Source organism: Lacticaseibacillus thailandensis DSM 22698 = JCM 13996 (genome assembly GCF_001312865.1).
Taxonomy (GTDB): domain Bacteria; phylum Bacillota; class Bacilli; order Lactobacillales; family Lactobacillaceae; genus Lacticaseibacillus; species Lacticaseibacillus thailandensis.
The window spans coordinates 76,585-94,658 of sequence record NZ_BBER01000002.1; the positions used below are offsets into that span (position 1 = coordinate 76,585).

Genomic DNA, 18,074 nt, shown 5'->3' on the forward strand with positions numbered 1-18,074 from the left:
CGTATAGTTAAACCTGTCGTTTCGACATATGGAGGGCTACATGTACGAGTTATTAATTCTGGGCACCCTGATGTCTGGGGATATGTCAGGGTATAAGTTACGGAAGATTTTAGGCATTGCTTTAGTACCGCGACGGAAAATCTCCAACGGGGTCATGTATCCGTTGTTAAAACGTTTGGAGGCAGACGGCTTCATTCAACAGCGGGCTGCACCTGGTAGTACGCGGGGCACCAAGGTTTCCCATATTACCGCGCGTGGTCGGGAACACTTTCAAGCGTTAATGGCTGCCCCCGTCACCACGGATGTTCGGCGTGAATCGGTCTACCAGTTCAAGGTGCGGGGCTTTGCCGACGTCCAGCCAGACGTTCAGCGGACCATCCTCACTGCCTTTGGGGACATGGTGCAGACGGATCTGGACGAATACCTCCGGGCGCGAAAGCACTTGGAGACCTTCCTAGCGACGGAAAATAATCCGGAGTCCCGGGTCGCCCACCTGGAGTGGACGATTCAAACCCTAGATTTGAATATCGAGCTGTCCAAAACCAAGCAACGGTGGCTGCGATGTTGCCTGCAGAAAATCAACAGCAGTACAGAAAAGGAAATGAACAATGGTAAATGATACACAAAAGCATCCCCACCGCTGGTTAGCACTAACCGCAATGAGTCTCGGCACCTTCATGGGTTTACTGGACGTCACCGTCGTGAACGTCGCGTTACCCACCATGGTGCGGCAATTTAATACGTCCTTTACGAACCTGCAGTGGGTGCTGAACGCTTACACGTTGGTTTATGCCGTTTCACTCATGATCATGTCTAAGTTGGGTGACATGTACGGGCGCAAAAAGATTTTTTTTGGGCTCACTCATCCTCTTTGTCGTGGCCTCGGCTGTAAACGGAATGGCCTCCAGTTTATTCGTCCTCGATATTGGGCGTGGCGTTCAGGCCATTGGTGGGGCCGGGATGAATTCCCTAGCGATGGCCTTGGTGGCCTCGAACTTTGAAGGCCGGCAGCGGGGCACCGCGTTGGGGATTCTAGGTTCAGTGATTGGTATTTCGTCAGCGTCAGGGCCACTGATTGGCGGGTACCTCGTGGAGCACTTTGGTTGGCCGTCCATTTTCTACGTTAACGTGCCGGTGGGAATTGTCACGGTCATCATGACGATTATTTTCGTTCAGGAGACGCCCAGCTACGGTGAGAACGAGCGGGTCGACCTGTGGGGGATGTTGCTCTCAGCAGCCGGGCTGTTCAGCATTATCTACGGCCTCATCGTCAAGGAATCCCATCCTGGTTGGCCGTGGTTAGGGTTGCATGTCGGGGGCTGGTTGGTTGCCGGTTTGATCATCATGGTGATCTTTGTGGTGGTGGAAAGCCGCCTGCAGCAACCCATGCTGAACGTCGCCTTTTTCAAGGAGCCACATTTTATCGGTACCGTAATTGTGGCCTTTGCGTTGGGCGCGGGCATCTATTCGTTTAGTACCTTCCTGACGGCGCTAATGCAAAACTACATCGGTTATTCGGCGCTAGCTACCGGGGTACGGCAGCTAACGATTAGCATGTGGTCCCTGATCCTGGGGCCACTGACCGGTATCTTGGGCGCACGCTTTCCCAAGAAGCGACTCATTGGCTTCAGTTTGTTAATTGGGGCCATGGGTTTTCTCGCCATCGCCAATGCAGTGGGGCCGCAGGTTAGTTTTGCGAACCTCTGGCCCGGGATGGTGCTGATTGGGATCACTAACGGGATGGTCAACCCGCTGCTCAACACGGCCGGCATGGAAGGTGTCGCCCCACAGGAGATGGGAATGGCGTCTGGCTTGATCAACGTGTTCCGGCAACTGGGTACGACCGTGGGTGTCGTCGGGTTTGGCCTCGTTCAGGATACCCGCTATGAGCAATACCTCAGTGCTCATTTAAATGGTACGGGGATGCCGGCCAAAATGACTGCGGGGATTCACGCGGCGCTAGTGACGGCCGGGCCGTTTTCCGGGCACAGTATTGCCTGGTCAGCGCGCCTCGCACGGACCCCGTTTGTGCATGCGGTCTGCCAGGTCGTTTTGCGGGCATACGACCGCGGCATGGGTGCAGTAGCCCTGTGCGCTGCTGCAGTGGTAGTTGTCGGTAGTTTGGCCGCACTGCTATTAATGCGCGGACCCGTGGCTACGGATGCACAAACTAAAGATTAAGCACGATGGATCAGCTGATTAGCTGGTCCTTTTTTTATTGCAGCGGGAGGACTGGTTGTGGTGGTGGTCGCAGGGCAAAGTAAAGCTGCAGGTACGCGATGAGTGTGAGCGATTGGTGGGGAAACGGCATGGGCCAACTCTCCTTTGCGTATTGCTACGGGGATGACCATACTATACCGAACAAATGTTTGTAGTGGGCTTTTAAAAACGCAGGGTTGGCTAATAGTTGCCGGTTTGCCCGCTGAATCGTCAGTTGACGTAGGTGGTAGACGTTGTTTGTGTTCCCGGTTTGTGGCGACACGACAAAAAAAGCCGCCCTTGTCCGGACGGCAGGTAGATTACTATTAACGTTGTTGGGGCGTGTGGTGGTGATTGCGGTTGACATGCCGTTGATCGAACCACCGTTGCATACGTTGTGCGACGCGGGCCTCCATGGCGGCGCGTTGTTCTGGCGTCATGTTGGCAAAGCGAGCGTATATCTGGCGCTGCCTGGTGGGGTCAACGTTTTGGTCGAGCCAGGAACTAATGCTAGGAGGCACGCCGGGCGCTTGCGGCTTGGTTGCCTTCTCGGCGACGCCACTTGCGGCTGACGTGTTTGTGGCGTCTTTGTCAGTGGGCGGTTGACCATTAGTGATTGCTTCCTGGGCGTTACGCAGGAATTCACGCTGGGCTTTGCGAAAGTCGCGCAGGTCGTTCCCGGATAGTTGCGTGAAATCGTGCTGTTGCTCGGTGGGCAACGCCGCGACGTCGTACATCTCTTGGCGGGCGGAACTGTTCAGCAGAAACATGACGATGGGGTACGCCAAGAAGACAAATAAAGAAAACTCCGGTTGGACGAAGGCTACCACCAAGGTTGCTAAGCTGAGCGCGTCCATCACCCGGTTGGTGTTACCGTAGATCTTTTGGTACACCTGGCGCATCTCTGTAGCCTCGGTATATTGGAGGTGAACAATGGCTTTGGTGAGGAAACGGAACAGCAAGTTCACCACCAGTTGCAACGCGCCGTACAACACCACCGTGATGGTGGTAGTGTTGCTGGCCATCATGTTGGTCAGCAATGGCATCAGCGACAGCGGCATCAGGAACAGCATGTCCAAAATGACGATGCGGTAGGTCATCGTGGTGATTTCGCTAAACGCCGTCCCGTGCTGATACCACATATTAGCGATAAAAATAAAACTAATGAAGTAAATGCTGACGGACTTACCCAGTTGCAGGTAGTTATGTAGCGAATCATGCAATACTGGGGGAATGTTGAGTACCATGATGGTGATAATAATCGCGATGATTGCATCACTAAAGGCGTCCAGCCGATTCTTGAGTTTTTCCATGGTTGCTCCTTTTTGTAATTGATGCTGTTATTTTAGGCGTTAATGGGGGCGAGTACAAGGGCGGATACAGGTACATCTCGGGAGCGGCCATGGTGATAAAAAGGCCAGTAATTAGCAAAGCGCTACCATGGTTGATTGGCTGGGCACTAGCAACCCAATAAAAAAATTTCAAAAATCAGTTGACAGCGCTTACTGAACCCATTAGTATGAATATTGTAATCAGACGGGATTGTCACTGGTTCGACCAGGCATTACCTACACGTTGAGGCGTATTGACGCTTCGTGCGGTGTAGGTATTTTTTTTGCCATTGAGGAGGTTGTTATCGTGCGGTACATTAAAAAAAATCAATAACAACGTCGCTTTGGCAAAAGATGAATCTGGTACTGAATGGGTGCTACTCGGGCGTGGAATTGGTTTTGGTAAGAATGCCGGTGATGAAGTGCATACCGATGAGGTTGATCGCCGGTTCAAAGCCGAGGAGGATACCGTGACCCACCAGAATCCACCCATGATTTTGGCCAACATTGATCCCGCCATATTACAACTAGCATCAAAGGTCAGTCAGGAAGCAGGGGATTTTCTAGGGATCCACTTTAGTAATTACAATTACTTGGCGATTGCTGACCACATTGCCTTTGCGCTGGAACGCACGCAGCGGGGTGAGGACTATCCCAATGAGTTTCGGTGGCAGGTGGGGCGTTTGTACCCCAAGGAGTACGCTGCGGCCAAGCGTGCTCTGGCAACTGTCAAAGCCGAAACGGGTGTGTCGTTACCAAAGTCGGAGTTGACTTTCTTTACCTATCACTTTGTGAGCGCGCAGAGTGACGCCACGCTGGTAGAGGACACCGTCGAAATGACGGAGTTGATTAATCGCGTGGTGGAAATTGTGAGTTACTCGTTCCAAATGCAATTGGATACTTCGTCACTAAATTATTCCCGGTTCGTGACGCATTTACGGTACTTCGTCGTGCGGCAGATCCATGGTGAAAGTGGTGGCGAGGAGTTAGACCCCACGATTGGGCAGGTGATCCGCATGAAGTATCCCAAGGCCTATGAGGCTGCGGGCAAAATTGCGGCCTATCTGGAACAAGCGCGTGGGTGGCACATTAGCAATAATGAAAAATTATATATTACGCTCCATGTATGGCGTTTAACACGCAATAATCATTGATATTTGTGGATTGTCACTGGTTCGACCAGGCATTACCCAAATATTGATAGAGCAGGCTGAGGTATTTAGGCTGCACTATCAATATTTGGGTTTTCTTTTACCCTGGGTCGCGCCAAATGGGTAAGAATGAATGGAGGAAACAATATGGCTGACAATGCGGCAATTGCGGCAGGTGTCATCAAAAATGTTGGCGGTAAGGATAACATCACCAACGCATGGCACTGTGTGACCCGCTTACGGTTCAACTTAACCGATAAAGATAAAGTCAATATGGATGCCATCAAGGGCATTAAGGGCGTCATGGGCGCGCAATTTTCTGGCGAACAGTTTCAGGTCATCATCGGGAATACCGTTAGCGACGTTTTCGATGAAGTACAGGCACAACTTGGTGGTACCGGTAGTGGCAGCGAAAGCACTGCAAAAGAAGGCATTGTATCCAAACTCATGGATGTCATCTCGGGTATCTTCACGCCTATCCTGCCCGCTTTAGCGGGTACTGGATTGATCAAAGGTGTGTTGGCACTGCTGGTCGCCTTTGGTTGGATGAACACCAAGGGAAGTTGGTACCAAGTACTGTACATGATTTCCGACAGTGTATTCTACTTCTTACCGTTCTTCGTGGCTGTTACGGCAGCGCGGAAGTTTAAAACTAGCGAGTTCTTTGGGCTTTCCGTGGCGGGTGTTTTGCTCTACCCAACGATGGTCAACGCGTATAACGCGGTTTCCGCGGGTAGCCACGTGGCCGCCATCAAATTGTTCGGGTTGTTGAACGTGCCGTACGTTAACTACACGTCCTCAGTAATTCCCATCATCTTGGCCATCTGGTTTATGTCCTACATTCACCGTTGGGTCAAAGGGTGGATGCCCGGTGCCGTGACGATGATGTTTACGCCAATGGTGACGTTAGTGATTACCGTTCCGTTCACTCTGGTCGTCTTTGGCCCACTGGGTAACTACGTCGGGACGTTCCTATCCGCGATCTTCGTTTGGTTGTTTGCCCACATGAGTGGGGTGGCCGGACTGATTCTGGGTGCGACCCTGCCAATTATCATCATGACCGGGATGCACTACGCGTTTGTACCAGTGGTCATGAGTAACTTCAAGACTTTAGGTTATGACCGGACCCTGTTACCGATCAACTTCATTACTAACATGGCCCAGGCCGGCTCCGTCTTTGCCGTTGCCGTCCGGACGAAGAATGCCGAAACGCGGCAGTTAGGTATTTCTACCGGTATTTCAGCCCTGCTGGGTATTACCGAACCCGCAATGTATGGGATCAACTTGAAAAAGAAGAAGCCATTTTACGCATCCTTGGCTGCTGGTGGGATTGCCGGCGCCATCGTCAGCGTACTGGGCGTCAAGGGTTACGTGATGCCTGGTCTGACCGGGTTGACCGCTTTGCCAGCATTCATCAAGCCAACAACATGGCCAACCTGTACATTATCATTGGTGGTATTGCTCTTAGTTTTGTTTTGGCCTTTGTCTTTACGCTGATTCTCGGATTTGAAGATGACGTTGAAACAACTAAGCCAACGGCTACCAAGCAGCAGAGTGCACTAAGCAAGGTAACGACTGCCGCGGGTGTTTCCATCCTGGCACCAATCAAAGGGGACGTGGAAGCACTTGACCAAGTCAACGATCCTACCTTTGCTCAGGGCATTATGGGCAAAGGAATGGCCATCATTCCTAGCGATGGTGAAGTTGTTGCTCCAATTGCAGGGACGGTTACCGTCCTGCCCGATAGCAAGCACGCGATTGGCATTAAGGGTGACGACGGTACCGAGCTGCTTGTTCACATCGGTATCGACACCGTGGAACTCGGCGGCAAATACTTTACTACCCATGTGCACGTGGGTGACCACGTGGATGCCGGTGATGCGGTCATCTCGTTTGACCTCGACGCCGTGAAGCAAGCGGGCTACGATCCGACCGTCATGGTCATCGTCACCAACAGCGGGGACTTTAAGGATGTTCTGCCCATGAACGAAGAGGGCGTCATCTTCCCGCAGGAACAATTGTTAATGGGCATTCGTTAATTTAGGTATTTGAAAGGTAGGTTATCTGTATGTATCGAGAAAATGTTCCCACTGGCTTTAAGGATGGCTTTCTCTGGGGTGGCGCCACTGCCGCTAACCAGGTCGAAGGTGGTTGGAATCGCGACGGCAAGGGCCTAACGACGGCCGAAGTTGTGCGCAAAGCCGACGACCGGAAGAACTTTACCATGAGTGATGTCACCAAGGAGAGCATGGCGGAAGCTATTGCCGATAAGTCGGACGAGCATTACCCTAAGCGGCGCGGGGTCGACTTTTATGACCACTACAAGGAAGACATTGCCCTATTTGCCGAAATGGGTTTCAAGGCGTACCGGATGTCGATCGCATGGGCCCGGATCTTTCCACAAGGTGATGATCAGGAACCTAACGAAGCGGGCTTGGCGTTCTATGACCGGGTGTTTGATGAACTGGCCAAGTACAACATTGAACCAGTGGTCACCCTGTCTCACTACGAGATGCCGTTACACCTGACGGAAAAGCAAAACGGGTGGGCCAGCCGGGAGACCATCAACGATTTTCTACGGTTTACCAAGACGGTCTTCACCCGTTACCAGGACAAGGTCAAGTATTGGTTGACGTTTAACGAAATCAACTCCACGACGTTTGGGTTTACCGGCAGCGGGGCTATCGACGCAGGACTTTCCGAGCGGGAAAAGACCCAGATTCGTTACCAGTCATTACATCACCAGTTTATTGCCAGCGCCCTGGCCGTTCAGCAAGGCCACAAAATCAACCCCGAATTCAAGATTGGGTCGATGTTGGCACGGATGCAGACCTACCCGGCCACGCCAAATCCCGACGACGTGCGGGCGGCGCAACAAAGTGATGATGCCAACCTCTTCTTCACGGATGTGCAGGTACGGGGCGAATACCCAGAGTACATGAACCGTTTCTTTGCTGAACACGGCGTGAAAATTGCGATGGAACCAGGGGATGAGGCCATCCTGAAAGCAGGTAAGGTCGACTTTCTGAGCTTCAGTTACTACATGTCGACGGTCACGTCAGCTAAGCACGCTGGCGACACGACGATGGGTAACCTGGTCTTTGGCGAAAAGAACCCATATTTGCAGACCAGTGAGTGGGGCTGGCAGATCGACCCCGTCGGACTGCGGATTACCCTGAATACATTCTGGGACCGTTATCGTGTACCATTGTTTGTTGTTGAAAATGGATTAGGCGCCGAGGATAAGCTAACTGCTGATGGTCAGGTTCACGATAGTTACCGCATCGATTACCTGCGGCGACACATTGAGCAGATGAAGGAAGCCGTTAAGGACGGTGTTGATCTCATGGGATACACCATGTGGGGACCAATTGACCTGATCAGTGCATCCACATCGGAAATGTCCAAGCGTTACGGGTTCATTTACGTGGACCAGGACGATGAGGGTAACGGTACGTTAAAGCGTATCCGCAAGGACAGCTTCAAATGGTACCAGCGTGTTATTGCAACGAACGGCGAGGACCTGGGTGAAGAGTAGTTGCCTTCATCACCCCCTGTATCACCAACGTTACCAACAATGAAAACAATTTCACTAACATTGGTCTACACCCTTGCATTCGCTTACAATATGTGTAAAATATTATTTTGTAAACGTTTTTAAACAGACAAGCGCGTTTTGCTGACGTATCACGAGGACCTCCTGTTCACCGGCTGGGGGTCCTTTTTTTGTATACCAGAACGACTAGGCATAGCCCGGTATTTAATAGTGGTAGCGCCAAGTACTGTGGCCGTCAGGCCCGTTTTGGCCTCGGGGTTGGGGGTGCGTTACGCGGAAACTTTTGCGCGATGTAGTTCGGCGCAGAAAACCAGGTGTGGGCGGGGGACGTAGCTCGATGCCACTCCAAACATTTCACCCACAAAAAAACGGGTCCCTACTTTCGTCGGCACCCGTTATACGCGTTACTTCGCGTTCCCAGCGTCTCTAGTGTACGCCTATCACTAACCAAAGTCGCCTGGTAACCGCGTATACACGGTACGTGGTTGCGCTTAGCAACCCGACCCTAGTTGACGTCGATCTGCGTGCCCAACAGCCGTGGCCGCCCCAGCCAGTAACCCTGGACCACGTCACACGGGTACTTCGTGGTAACAATATTCATTTCGCTTTGGGTTTCGATGCCCTCGACGGCAAAGGCTTTGTGCTGGCGCTGCACTTCGTTGTACCACGAAGCCAACAACGGTTCGATTTCTGGGAAGGTCTTGCACGGCCGGAGATCCTGGCAGGCAAACTTGAATTCGGCAACGGAATCCTCCATACCCGCAATTAGTTGCTCGTTGTTTTGGCCTACGCCCACGTCGTCAATGCAGACCAGGAGGTTGTTGTCGTGGAATCGCTGGGCGGCCGCCTGAATTTGGTCAAAGTTGACGCCGGGGTCGCGCCGTTCAGTGAGCTCAGTGAAAAGGTTGATTTTGGTACGTGCCTGAATCCGCGCGACCATTTCCATAAACGCAGGGTCAATAAATTGCTGCTCTTCCAGGTTAAAGGATAGGAGTCGAATTGATGACGACATGGTGTCGACGATATTGCCAAGCAAATCGCCAATCGTGTCGACGGTAATGGCGTTAAAGTCCTGGGGCAGCACCCATTCGTTGCCTTGCCGCTTACGGATGAATAATTCATAGCCAATCGGCAAGTTACTTGAACCATCGCCGGCAAACTTGGGTTGGCCAAAAAAAACGGTACATAACGTTTCCTCCCGGTATGCCGCTCATGAAAATAAAAATGGCCCGTGCATGGTCTTTCACATGTACGGGTCGTGTGCCAAAAAAAACTGGCCTGAGCAAGCAAATATATACATTATTGATGTACTAACAACTAATCGTTCAATTAGCTATTTCTCTATAAATCTAGCAGATTTATGCCATTATGACAATATCAAAGGATAATTATTCACTATTTATTTACATACGGTTTCATCCGCAGTACGACAAACGCACCGCCCGGTCGGGACGATGCGTTTTGATGGTGCTTGTGAATTTTTAGTCGTGCAAAGTGAATTGTAGCTTCATCCGTGGTGCGGCCAGTTTGAGCATCTGGCCCAGCAACTTAGTGGAGTTCTTCACGTTGATGGCGGCCATCTGGTCGTTGACACCAGCAAGATAACTTTGCAGGTCGTCCTGATCCGCAGCGGCGGCATCGGCCTGAATCTCCAGGTGGCGTGCGGCGGCGGTCGTGTTCTGTTCGTAGAGGTTTTCAAAGTCTTCGAACAGGGTAAAGTCGCTGTCGCCGAAGATTGCCAGCGTGTTTGCTAGCCAGTACATGTTGGCGGGGTCGTATTCGCCGGTCGTGTTCTTGTACGGCGCCGGCGTGTCATTGACGTTAGCGTAGAATGGCAGGACGGCGTTAAACGTGTTCGGGCCAAAGGCGAGCCAGTGGATACCGGCAATCGCGTCGGGCACATCGTTGCGAATCTGCAAAATGTGCAGCTCTTGGTTCCGGTTGATACCAATTGGCCGGTACAACTTCTTTTCGGCTGGGGTCCCGGTGGTACCATAAACGTCGTATGGCGTGTTCTGGTAGTGAGAGCTGAGGACGAACTTCACGTCTTCAATGCTGATTTTCCGGTCCGTCCGGCAGATGAACGGCAGGTCCTGGTCGATCGGCGTCGTGTCGAATTCGGGGTTGAAGTACTTCTGACCGTACCATGCCCGTGGGTTATTGTAACGCGTGTCCTTGATGGTTGCGGAGCCAAAGATATGGCGCAGGTCGTAACCTTCACGGTCTGGGTTGAGGTGGTACTTGTCAATCAGGTCCTGGAGGTCGGCACTGGCCATGTAGTTTTCGTGGTCATCGAAGTCAAAGTCGTCGATGTTAAAGCGGTTCGGGGCAACCACGTACGCGTCGTCCGGGATCCGGACTGCGGCCCAGTGGTGACCGGCGATGCTTTCAAACCACCATACTTCGTTATGGTCGGAGAAGCCGATACCGTTAGTTTCGTACGTTCCGTACTTCTCCAGCAGGCTGCCGAGCCGTTCTACACCCTCGCGGGCACTGTGGATGTACGGCAGGGTGATGGTCGGCATGTCTTCTTCACCGAGACCTTCTTCTACCAGGGGGTCGACGCCGAGAATGCGGCTGTTGGTCGTGATCGTTTCGGTGGACGTCATGGCAACGTTCTCGCTGTTGATACCAGCAGCGGCCCAGAGTCCGTGGCCGTCGACGGCTTCAGGAGTGGACGTGTAACGCAGGGGGTTGTCAGGCAGGTCAATGTTGAACTTGCTGAGAACCGACTGGTAGTGCCGGGGCTGGTCTTCTGGCTGGACGACCACGAACTTCTGTGGGTGCAGGGGCTCGTTACCGTCTTCGTTGCGGGCGATGATGGTGGAACCGTCAATTGACGCGTCTTTGCCGACCAGAATCGTGGTGCAAGAACCTTTGATGCGTTTGGTCATGGGATTACCTCTTTCTATTCATATGATGCCTTAATTGTATAGCTTGTGGTGGGGAAAGGCCAACGGGTACCGCCAATTTTTGTTGTGATTTGGTGGTCACTTGCACTATAGTTATTAATTGGTTTGTACCACGTACAAATGACATGAGTGGAGGAAACGATTGATGAAGAAAAAAATCAGTATTGCTGGGTACCATGCTGACGACGTTAGTGGGCATATTGGCGGCCTGTGGTACGGGCAAAACCGCGCAAAAGCAGTCCACAGTCACGTACATGCAGACGGACGTGTTGCAGACAATGGACCCAGGCCGCGCCACGGACATTATCTCGGCGCAGAGCCTGACGGATGTTTATGCGGGGTTGTTGCGGTGGAACCACAACCGAATTGAGCCAGACATGGCGGCCAAGATGCCGACCGTGTCTAAGGACCAGAAGACCTACACGTACACTTTGCGTAAAGGCATCAAGTGGAGCGATGGGCATCCAGTCACGGCGGGCGACTTTGTGTACGCTTGGCGTCGGGCCGCGAACCCCAAGACTAAGTCGCAGTACGCCTACATCTTTTCTGGGATCAAAAATGCTGACGCCATCCTGGCGGGGGAGAAAGCCGCCACGACTTTGGGCGTCAGGGCACTTAGTCCGACGAAGCTGCAGGTCAAGCTGGACCGGGTGATGCCGTACTTTAACCAAATGATCACCCTGCAGACGTTCATGCCGCTGGAAAAATCGGTGGTGACGAAGGCCGGTAGCAAGTTCGGTACCAGCAATAAGACGCTGACGTTTAACGGGCCATACCGGCTGCACAAATGGACTGGTTCCGAGAACACGTGGACGGAGACCAAGAACCCGCGGTACTGGGACGCCCAGCACGTCACCATTAAGCAAATCAAGTATCAGGTCGTGAAGGAAAACAATACGGCTTACAACCTGTATAAGGACGGCAAAGTCGACGATATCACGCTGACCGGCAACATGGCCACCCAGGTCAAGCACAATAAGGGTTATCAAATCGTGAAGCAGCCGGGCACCGAGTACTTGGTCCCGAACCTGAAGCGCGTGCCCGCTTTCCGTAATGAGCAGGTGCGCCAGGCGCTGTCGATGGCGCTGAACCGGCCAGAATTCATCAAGCAGGTTCTGGGTGACGGCTCAGTGCCTTCGACGACGGTCGTGCCTGAGAGCATGATGTATAACGCGCAGGGCCAGGACTTTGCGACCGTGGCTGCAAAGGGCGTGACGAATAACCGCTACGACCTGAAGCGGGCCCGGCAGCTGTTTAAGGCGGGGATGCAGGCCAGTGGGCATTCTACCCTGACGTTCACCATTTTGGGTGAGGATACGGACCGGGCCAAGGCGACCTTGGCTTACCTCCAGGCAGCGCTAGAAAAGCTGTCCCAGGATGGTGCCCAGCTGAAGGTGCAGACCAAGTCGGTGCCGTTTAAGACCCGGCTTGCGCTGGTGCAAGCAGGCAACTTTGACATGGTTGCGGATGCTTGGTCAGCGGACTTCCCGGACGCCATCAACTTCTTGGAACAGTTCACGGGTGACGGCAACGATGCGGTCGGCGGTTGGCACGACGCCCGGTACGATGCATTACTGCACGCCTCCAAGACCACGGATGCCACCAACGCACAGAAGCGCTGGCAGGACCTGGTTGCAGCCGACCAGATTTTGGCTAAGACGGATGGCGTCATTCCGCTTTACCAGTCTGGTGCGGTCCACCTACAGAACCCACGGCTGCGGAACGTAAGCGTGAGCCCAAACAGTATGATCTACTGGGAATGGGCGCGGGTGAAGTAAGTACTAGCATGATGTAAACAACCATGAGGATGGATAATAAAATGCACCGCAACTAACTAGCCGAGAAAGGGCTGGTGGTTGCGGTGCATTTTTTTGATTTAGGGGGATTCTATTCAGCCATCATGGTTGCTAAATCGTCACCATGCATGAATTCTGGCGTTGGTGTGAGATCGAAGCGCTTTGCAAGTTGTGCCAAGTTCTCATCGGTAATTTCATCGCGGATACGTCCACCCTGCGCGCGGATTGTAGTGAAGATGTTGGCCGCCTTTTCCACGGTTTCAATCAAACCAAATTCCTCATCAATTGAATCGCCAGAAGCAAAGATGCCGTGGTGTGGCCAGAGGACTAGACGGTACTTGGCCATTTTTTTTCGCGGTAGCCGCACCGATTTCATTAGTACCTGGAGTCATGTATGGCAGGACGCCAATACCTTCGGGGAATACAACGATCGACTCAGCCTGCATTTTCCAAAGAATACGGCTGATAGTTTTTTTCATCGAGTGGCATCGTGAAGGAAAGAGCAATTAAATTAGTTGGGTGGCAGTGCATGACCACGCGTTGCTTATTGTCGACCTTGAGACGTTCAATATGCGTCATCAAGTGAGCCGGAAATTCACTTGTTGGCAAACCACCATCACAGAACCCCCAGAGTAGGTCCACACTATGACCGTCAGGCGTAATACGTACCAGACCTGTATCGCGCTGTGGGTAGTCAATAATGTTCTTGAAGTAACGGCCAGTCCCCGTGACTAGAAAGTAAGTGCCAGCCAATGGGGAGGCATCAAAATCAATCGGGATGTTGCGCAATACTTTGTGCACGTCACCGTACGGTTTGACTTCATCCTCCGTCAACCGGTAACTGACGTTACCACCGTTACGCTCATCCCAGCCGTGCCGATACAGTAGCTGCGTAATTTTGGCCATCTGTTTCACGTAAGGAGACTCTACGAAACTTTGACTGTATTCTGGGTTAAGAAATTGTTGCTTTTCATCCATAATGTTTTCCTCCTCGTGTGATTCAAAAAAATTCATAGGATTTGGTGAACTTTTTGGTTCACTTTCAACATCTATGATAAAGCAAGTCTGGACCGATGTAACCGCCTTCAATAACGTTGAAAATAGTTCATCCTGATGTGAACTATTCCTTGAGATTGTTCATAATACGGGCTTTCTTTGCGACTTATTACTACAAATCATTTATTGTGCTGATGATGCGGCGGTCAACACATTACTTGACGTTTTATGAATGCCTATATGAATTATTTTGAATTGAATTGAATGAAATTTTGAGTGCAAAATGGTGTTTTGCCAACAGTCATTGAATGCGCTTACTTGCCCGTATATCACGGTATAATGGCCTTGAAAGCTGATAAAGATAACTCAAATCAGTGGACATAACGAAAGGAAGCCAACATTATGGAAATGATGTTTGAAACAGAACGCCGTGATCTTGCGCACACTGTACGTAAGATGTTCGACCGCCAGGATACTAACGTAGCCGGTGGTAATATGTCGATTAAGGTGTTTGATGAACAAAAGCATCCGTATATACTGATCACCCCAACGTTTATGTCGGAAACTTATTATGCGGAACTACATCCAGCACAGATTTTGGTGGTTGATGCAGATACTGGTGAAAAGATTGATGGCGTTGGGGACCTTACTCGTGAGATTAATATGCACGAGCAAGCCTACCAAGCGCATCCCGGTATTCGTTGCGTTTACCATTCACACGCGCGGGAATCAATGTTCTGGGCCACTATTGGTAAGGACATGCCTAACGTTACCGAAGCAACTCGGGAACTGGGTCGTATCCGTTGCCTGCCATACGCGCCGGCTTGCAGCATGGAGCTTGCAAAAACGGTTCATGATGCACTGGTCACTATGGGAGACAAAGCTATGGAGAATGTCTTCTTGCTCAACAGCCATGGTATCCTCATCACTGCCGCTGAATTGCACATTGCGGCCCGCATTTTGGAGACCCTGGAGTGGAATGCACGCATTGCCTATCAGCAGTCAATCTTCATTAAGTTAGGACTACTGGATGATTATCAGTCCTGTGGGAAGAACTACCGCGAAGCATGTTCAGCGATTCCGCCAATCGCAGTCCCTGGAACTCCGGTTGAATCAACTCGTGTGCCGTTTCCTGAACACCTGACACGTCCAGCTGCAGAGATGCAGAAGGGCGAAAGCTAATAGTACGAATAAAGAAACAGAGGTTGGTTGCAGCTTTCCTTGAAGGCTGCGATCAACCTCTGTTTTTGTTTCCCCAGTGCGTTTCAGCTAAGGGTAATACGATGCCATCCGTTAAAGTTAAACGCAATCATATGTGCTGAGGTGAAAGGACAATGAAGCACTTGAGAGGACGGCCTTGTGTGGCTGAAGTTAGCAACGCTGCGTGGACACTAAAGCACCCACCGCCATTATGACGGTGGGTACTCAATGCTAATGCTAATTTTTGTTAATGACGTGCTGCATCACGCTTGATCATCTCTTGGCGACGCAGCTCGCGCTTACGCTCGCGTTCCTCTACATCAGCCTTAAAAAGTACTGGATATGACTTGAAGTACAAGCCTAAGGTAATGACGCCCATCACGATACAAAAGACGCTATTACCACTCATTAAGGCCACTCCAACGCCAATTACGTCGATGAACAAAAGTAATGAATAAATGATTTTCCGTGCGAGCATGCCATCCACCTACGATTTCTTGTGGTTCTTGTTAACGTCGCTGAAATCTAACCCGTCGATGTCGTCAAGGCTTGTCTTTTCAGCGTCCTTACCCGGCGACTTTTTACTGGTACTACCAAAGTCGAGACCGTCAATATTGTCCAAGTTTGTTGAGTCAGACGTGTCTTCTTCAGCAGATGAATCTGTTTCAGCAGCTACTGCTGAGGCAGCGTTACCAGCGACTGCAGGTGCACCATAACGTTGGCTTGGCAGAGGAATATGGGTCTGATCGTGGTACAGCCAAACGAATACTAGAAGCCAGATAATTGCCGCGGCGATAGCCACCACTTACCGGCAAAGGCTTCACCGAAGAACATCCGAAAATCTGGGCCTTCAAAGGTGGACCAGGATAGTTGTTGGCCTGCGTGAACTTTAACCGCACCGGTTTGCTTTGCCAAGTTGGTAATAACTGGGGCAAAGAACGTACCACCATAGAGGAAAACTGGGGTGGTGATAAGACCCAAGACAATCATCCGTAGTAAGTTGGCACCAGTAATAAGTAGGGCGGCAACAACGAATGATAGGTTAATGATTCCGGCAAATGGAAGCACCGTGTTGTGCGGTAGGATCATGGCAAAAATCAGCATGACAGGAACCAAAATGATAACAGTTACCCATAGTTCACTACGGCCAGCAAGAATAGGCCAATCTAGCCCGATATAAACTTCACGGCCACTAAAGTGCTTCTGCATGAAGCCACTCATGGCGTCGGCAATCGGCTGCAACGCCTTCATGAATAACTTTGAAATCATTGGGAACAACGTCATGGCAGTAGCTGCTTGAACAGCCAAGTTCAAGGATCCAGATACGGAGTAACCTGCACCAAATCCAAGCAAAACACCAATGATTGCCCCCATGACCGTGTTGTCACCGAGAATACCGATGCGCTTTTGCAAGGCCTCGGCATCAAATGGTTTGTTGAAAATAGGAATGAAGTCCATTAGTCGGTTTAAAGGCTGAAGGATGACCGCAAATAGTGTAACGAAGTGTGGAACGGTAACCCCCGGCATGCCGGTTAGGTCTTCAATGTGGCGATGGAACATGTCACCAGACTTCAGCTCAAGAACAATTTGGATGCTGGCAACGATGAAACCCATGATGGAACTGTGCGTAAAGTACAGAACAACAACGTAAGTGAAGATTTTGTTCCACACGTTCCACATGTCCACGTTTAGTGTTTTCGTTAGCTTAAACGATAGCATGAGGAAGTTAATGATTAGTAGCAACGGGAAGAACAAGAAGGCTGCTTTATAGGTCCAAGTGATGGCTGCCACGCCCGGCCAGCCCATGTCAACCGCATTAAGGCTGAGGTGGAAGGCCTTCGACATAGCCTTACCGGCGGGTGCGATAGCATCGGTCATGTAATTAACAACCAGGGTCATCCCGGAAAACGCAACCCCCAGGGTTAAAGCTGCCATGATGGATTTCTTGAACTTTAAGCCCGCAATTAGTGCCAGAATAAACATAATCAGCGGGACAAATACGGCTGAGCCTAAATTGAGGACGTAATTAACGACCGTTTTTAGTATGTCCATGATATTTTTCCTCCTGAATGTTCAGTTAACTTTGCATGGCCTTTAACGCCTGAATAATCTCGCTGTAAGATTTTTCTGGATTGACGTTCATAAAGATGGGCATGCCGTTTACCATTGCGATGTTGTTCTTTTTAGCAATGTCTTCGAGCTCCTCGTTAGGCTTGGCAATCCAAACGTAAACATCGTAGTCAGGAAGAATACTTGGCAACTGCTTGAAATCCGTCGCCTCAACCTGAACGCCAGTAATGTTGTGCTTCTCGAAGAAACTATTGATCCGACCGACAGTAGCCTCACTGGATGCAACGCCAGACCCACATGCAACAATAATTTTTGCCATAATGTTCACTCTCCTTAAAGAATTAAATTCGCGCTGCGACTAGTTTGTACATGTCTTCAGGGCTGGTAGTCTTCTTAAAGGTGTTGACGAAATCCTCGTCCTGAAGCAAATCTGTAAATTCCTGCAGTAATCCAACCTGTTGACTAGAATCAGTGATTCCGAGGAAGAACATTGTATCCGCATTTTCCTCAGTGTTATAACCCATTTGAAGTACGCTGATTGGTTTTTTTAATTTTGACGATTGCTAAAAAGGCCTTATTCACGTTTTCGGGATCTGCGTGCGGAAGCATAACATTGATCAGCGGGAAAACGATGCCTGTGGGAAACTCATCTTCACGACGATTTAGCGCATCTTCATAGGAATCCTTCACGTAGCCTTGAGCTTTGAGCTTAGCCGCTATCTGGTGGAATAAGTCATGCCGATCGGTGGCAGACACATCCAGGAAGATAAGGTCTTGGTTTAACATATCCTTATAACCCATAACGATTCCTCCTTATAATTTCAAATAAATTCAATGATATGAATTTTCTTGGCCGATTGGCC

General features: G+C 50.8%; 12 protein-coding genes and 4 pseudogenes. 8 read left to right on the plus strand and 8 right to left on the minus strand.

Features of this window, described 5'->3' with window-relative positions; genetic code table 11:
- Nucleotides 1-40 precede the first annotated feature (40 nt).
- Nucleotides 41-619 (plus strand): PadR family transcriptional regulator, encoded by a 579-nt coding sequence (locus tag JCM13996_RS03920; RefSeq protein ID WP_082383839.1) that lies wholly within the window; start codon nucleotides 41-43, stop codon nucleotides 617-619.
- Nucleotides 609-2,181: pseudogene (locus JCM13996_RS03925) on the plus strand (MFS transporter). Before JCM13996_RS03920 ends, JCM13996_RS03925 begins: the two are co-directional and overlap by 11 nt.
- Nucleotides 2,182-2,525: 344 nt before the next feature.
- Here the strand turns inward: JCM13996_RS03925 and JCM13996_RS03930 are convergent.
- Nucleotides 2,526-3,512: a TMEM175 family protein gene (locus JCM13996_RS03930; RefSeq protein ID WP_054749807.1), complete on the minus strand. Its 987-nt coding sequence runs from the start codon at nucleotides 3,510-3,512 to the stop codon at nucleotides 2,526-2,528.
- A 317-nt stretch (nucleotides 3,513-3,829) separates the two neighbouring features.
- Here JCM13996_RS03930 and JCM13996_RS03935 point away from each other — a divergent pair, with 317 nt between their 5' ends.
- The 4 genes from JCM13996_RS03935 (at nucleotide 3,830) to JCM13996_RS03950 (ending at nucleotide 8,219) form a co-directional block, all read left to right on the plus strand.
- Nucleotides 3,830-4,684 (plus strand): PRD domain-containing protein, encoded by an 855-nt coding sequence (locus tag JCM13996_RS03935; protein ID WP_054749809.1) that lies wholly within the window; start codon nucleotides 3,830-3,832, stop codon nucleotides 4,682-4,684.
- Nucleotides 4,685-4,828: 144 nt separating this feature from the next.
- The gene (locus tag JCM13996_RS03940; RefSeq protein WP_054749810.1) at nucleotides 4,829-6,178 is read left to right on the plus strand and encodes a PTS transporter subunit EIIC; all 1,350 of its coding nucleotides are present in this window, start codon (nucleotides 4,829-4,831) and stop codon (nucleotides 6,176-6,178) included.
- Complete coding sequence (locus JCM13996_RS03945; protein ID WP_082383804.1) at nucleotides 6,109-6,720, plus strand: PTS sugar transporter subunit IIA; 612 nt, start codon at nucleotides 6,109-6,111, stop codon at nucleotides 6,718-6,720. The genes JCM13996_RS03940 and JCM13996_RS03945 overlap by 70 nt, the downstream gene beginning before the upstream one ends.
- A 29-nt stretch (nucleotides 6,721-6,749) precedes the next feature.
- A complete protein-coding gene (locus JCM13996_RS03950) occupies nucleotides 6,750-8,219 on the plus strand; it encodes a glycoside hydrolase family 1 protein (protein ID WP_054749814.1) in 1,470 nt (489 codons plus the stop codon).
- A gap of 523 nt (nucleotides 8,220-8,742) precedes the next feature.
- Here the strand turns inward: JCM13996_RS03950 and JCM13996_RS03955 are convergent.
- Both JCM13996_RS03955 and JCM13996_RS03960 read right to left on the minus strand, forming a co-directional pair.
- A complete protein-coding gene (locus JCM13996_RS03955) occupies nucleotides 8,743-9,372 on the minus strand; it encodes an EAL domain-containing protein (RefSeq protein WP_054749816.1) in 630 nt (209 codons plus the stop codon).
- A 346-nt stretch (nucleotides 9,373-9,718) separates the two neighbouring features.
- On the minus strand, nucleotides 9,719-11,131 hold the full coding sequence (locus JCM13996_RS03960) for a C69 family dipeptidase (RefSeq protein ID WP_054749818.1): 1,413 nt from the start codon (nucleotides 11,129-11,131) through the stop codon (nucleotides 9,719-9,721).
- 194 nt (nucleotides 11,132-11,325) lie between these two features.
- Here JCM13996_RS03960 and JCM13996_RS03965 point away from each other — a divergent pair, with 194 nt between their 5' ends.
- Nucleotides 11,326-12,927, plus strand: coding sequence for a peptide ABC transporter substrate-binding protein (locus tag JCM13996_RS03965; protein WP_156321856.1), 1,602 nt, complete (start codon nucleotides 11,326-11,328; stop codon nucleotides 12,925-12,927).
- Nucleotides 12,928-13,036: 109 nt separating this feature from the next.
- Here the strand turns inward: JCM13996_RS03965 and rhaD are convergent.
- Nucleotides 13,037-13,923: pseudogene (gene rhaD, locus JCM13996_RS03970) on the minus strand (rhamnulose-1-phosphate aldolase).
- 420 nt (nucleotides 13,924-14,343) lie between these two features.
- Between rhaD and JCM13996_RS03975 the strand changes: the two are divergent.
- Entirely contained in the window at nucleotides 14,344-15,123 is a 780-nt protein-coding gene (locus tag JCM13996_RS03975) for a class II aldolase/adducin family protein (protein ID WP_054749822.1), read from the plus strand.
- Nucleotides 15,124-15,388: 265 nt separating this feature from the next.
- Here JCM13996_RS03975 and JCM13996_RS03980 read toward each other — a convergent pair whose 3' ends face one another.
- The 4 genes and pseudogenes from JCM13996_RS03980 to JCM13996_RS12830 form a co-directional block, all read right to left on the minus strand.
- A complete protein-coding gene (locus tag JCM13996_RS03980; RefSeq protein WP_054749824.1) occupies nucleotides 15,389-15,619 on the minus strand; it encodes a hypothetical protein in 231 nt (76 codons plus the stop codon).
- A gap of 9 nt (nucleotides 15,620-15,628) precedes the next feature.
- Nucleotides 15,629-17,193: pseudogene (locus JCM13996_RS03985) on the minus strand (PTS galactitol transporter subunit IIC).
- Nucleotides 17,194-17,218: 25 nt separating this feature from the next.
- Nucleotides 17,219-17,530, minus strand: coding sequence for a PTS sugar transporter subunit IIB (locus JCM13996_RS03990; protein ID WP_054749826.1), 312 nt, complete (start codon nucleotides 17,528-17,530; stop codon nucleotides 17,219-17,221).
- 22 nt (nucleotides 17,531-17,552) lie between these two features.
- A pseudogene (locus JCM13996_RS12830) lies at nucleotides 17,553-18,012 on the minus strand (PTS sugar transporter subunit IIA).
- Between the last annotated feature and the right edge of the window lie 62 nt (nucleotides 18,013-18,074).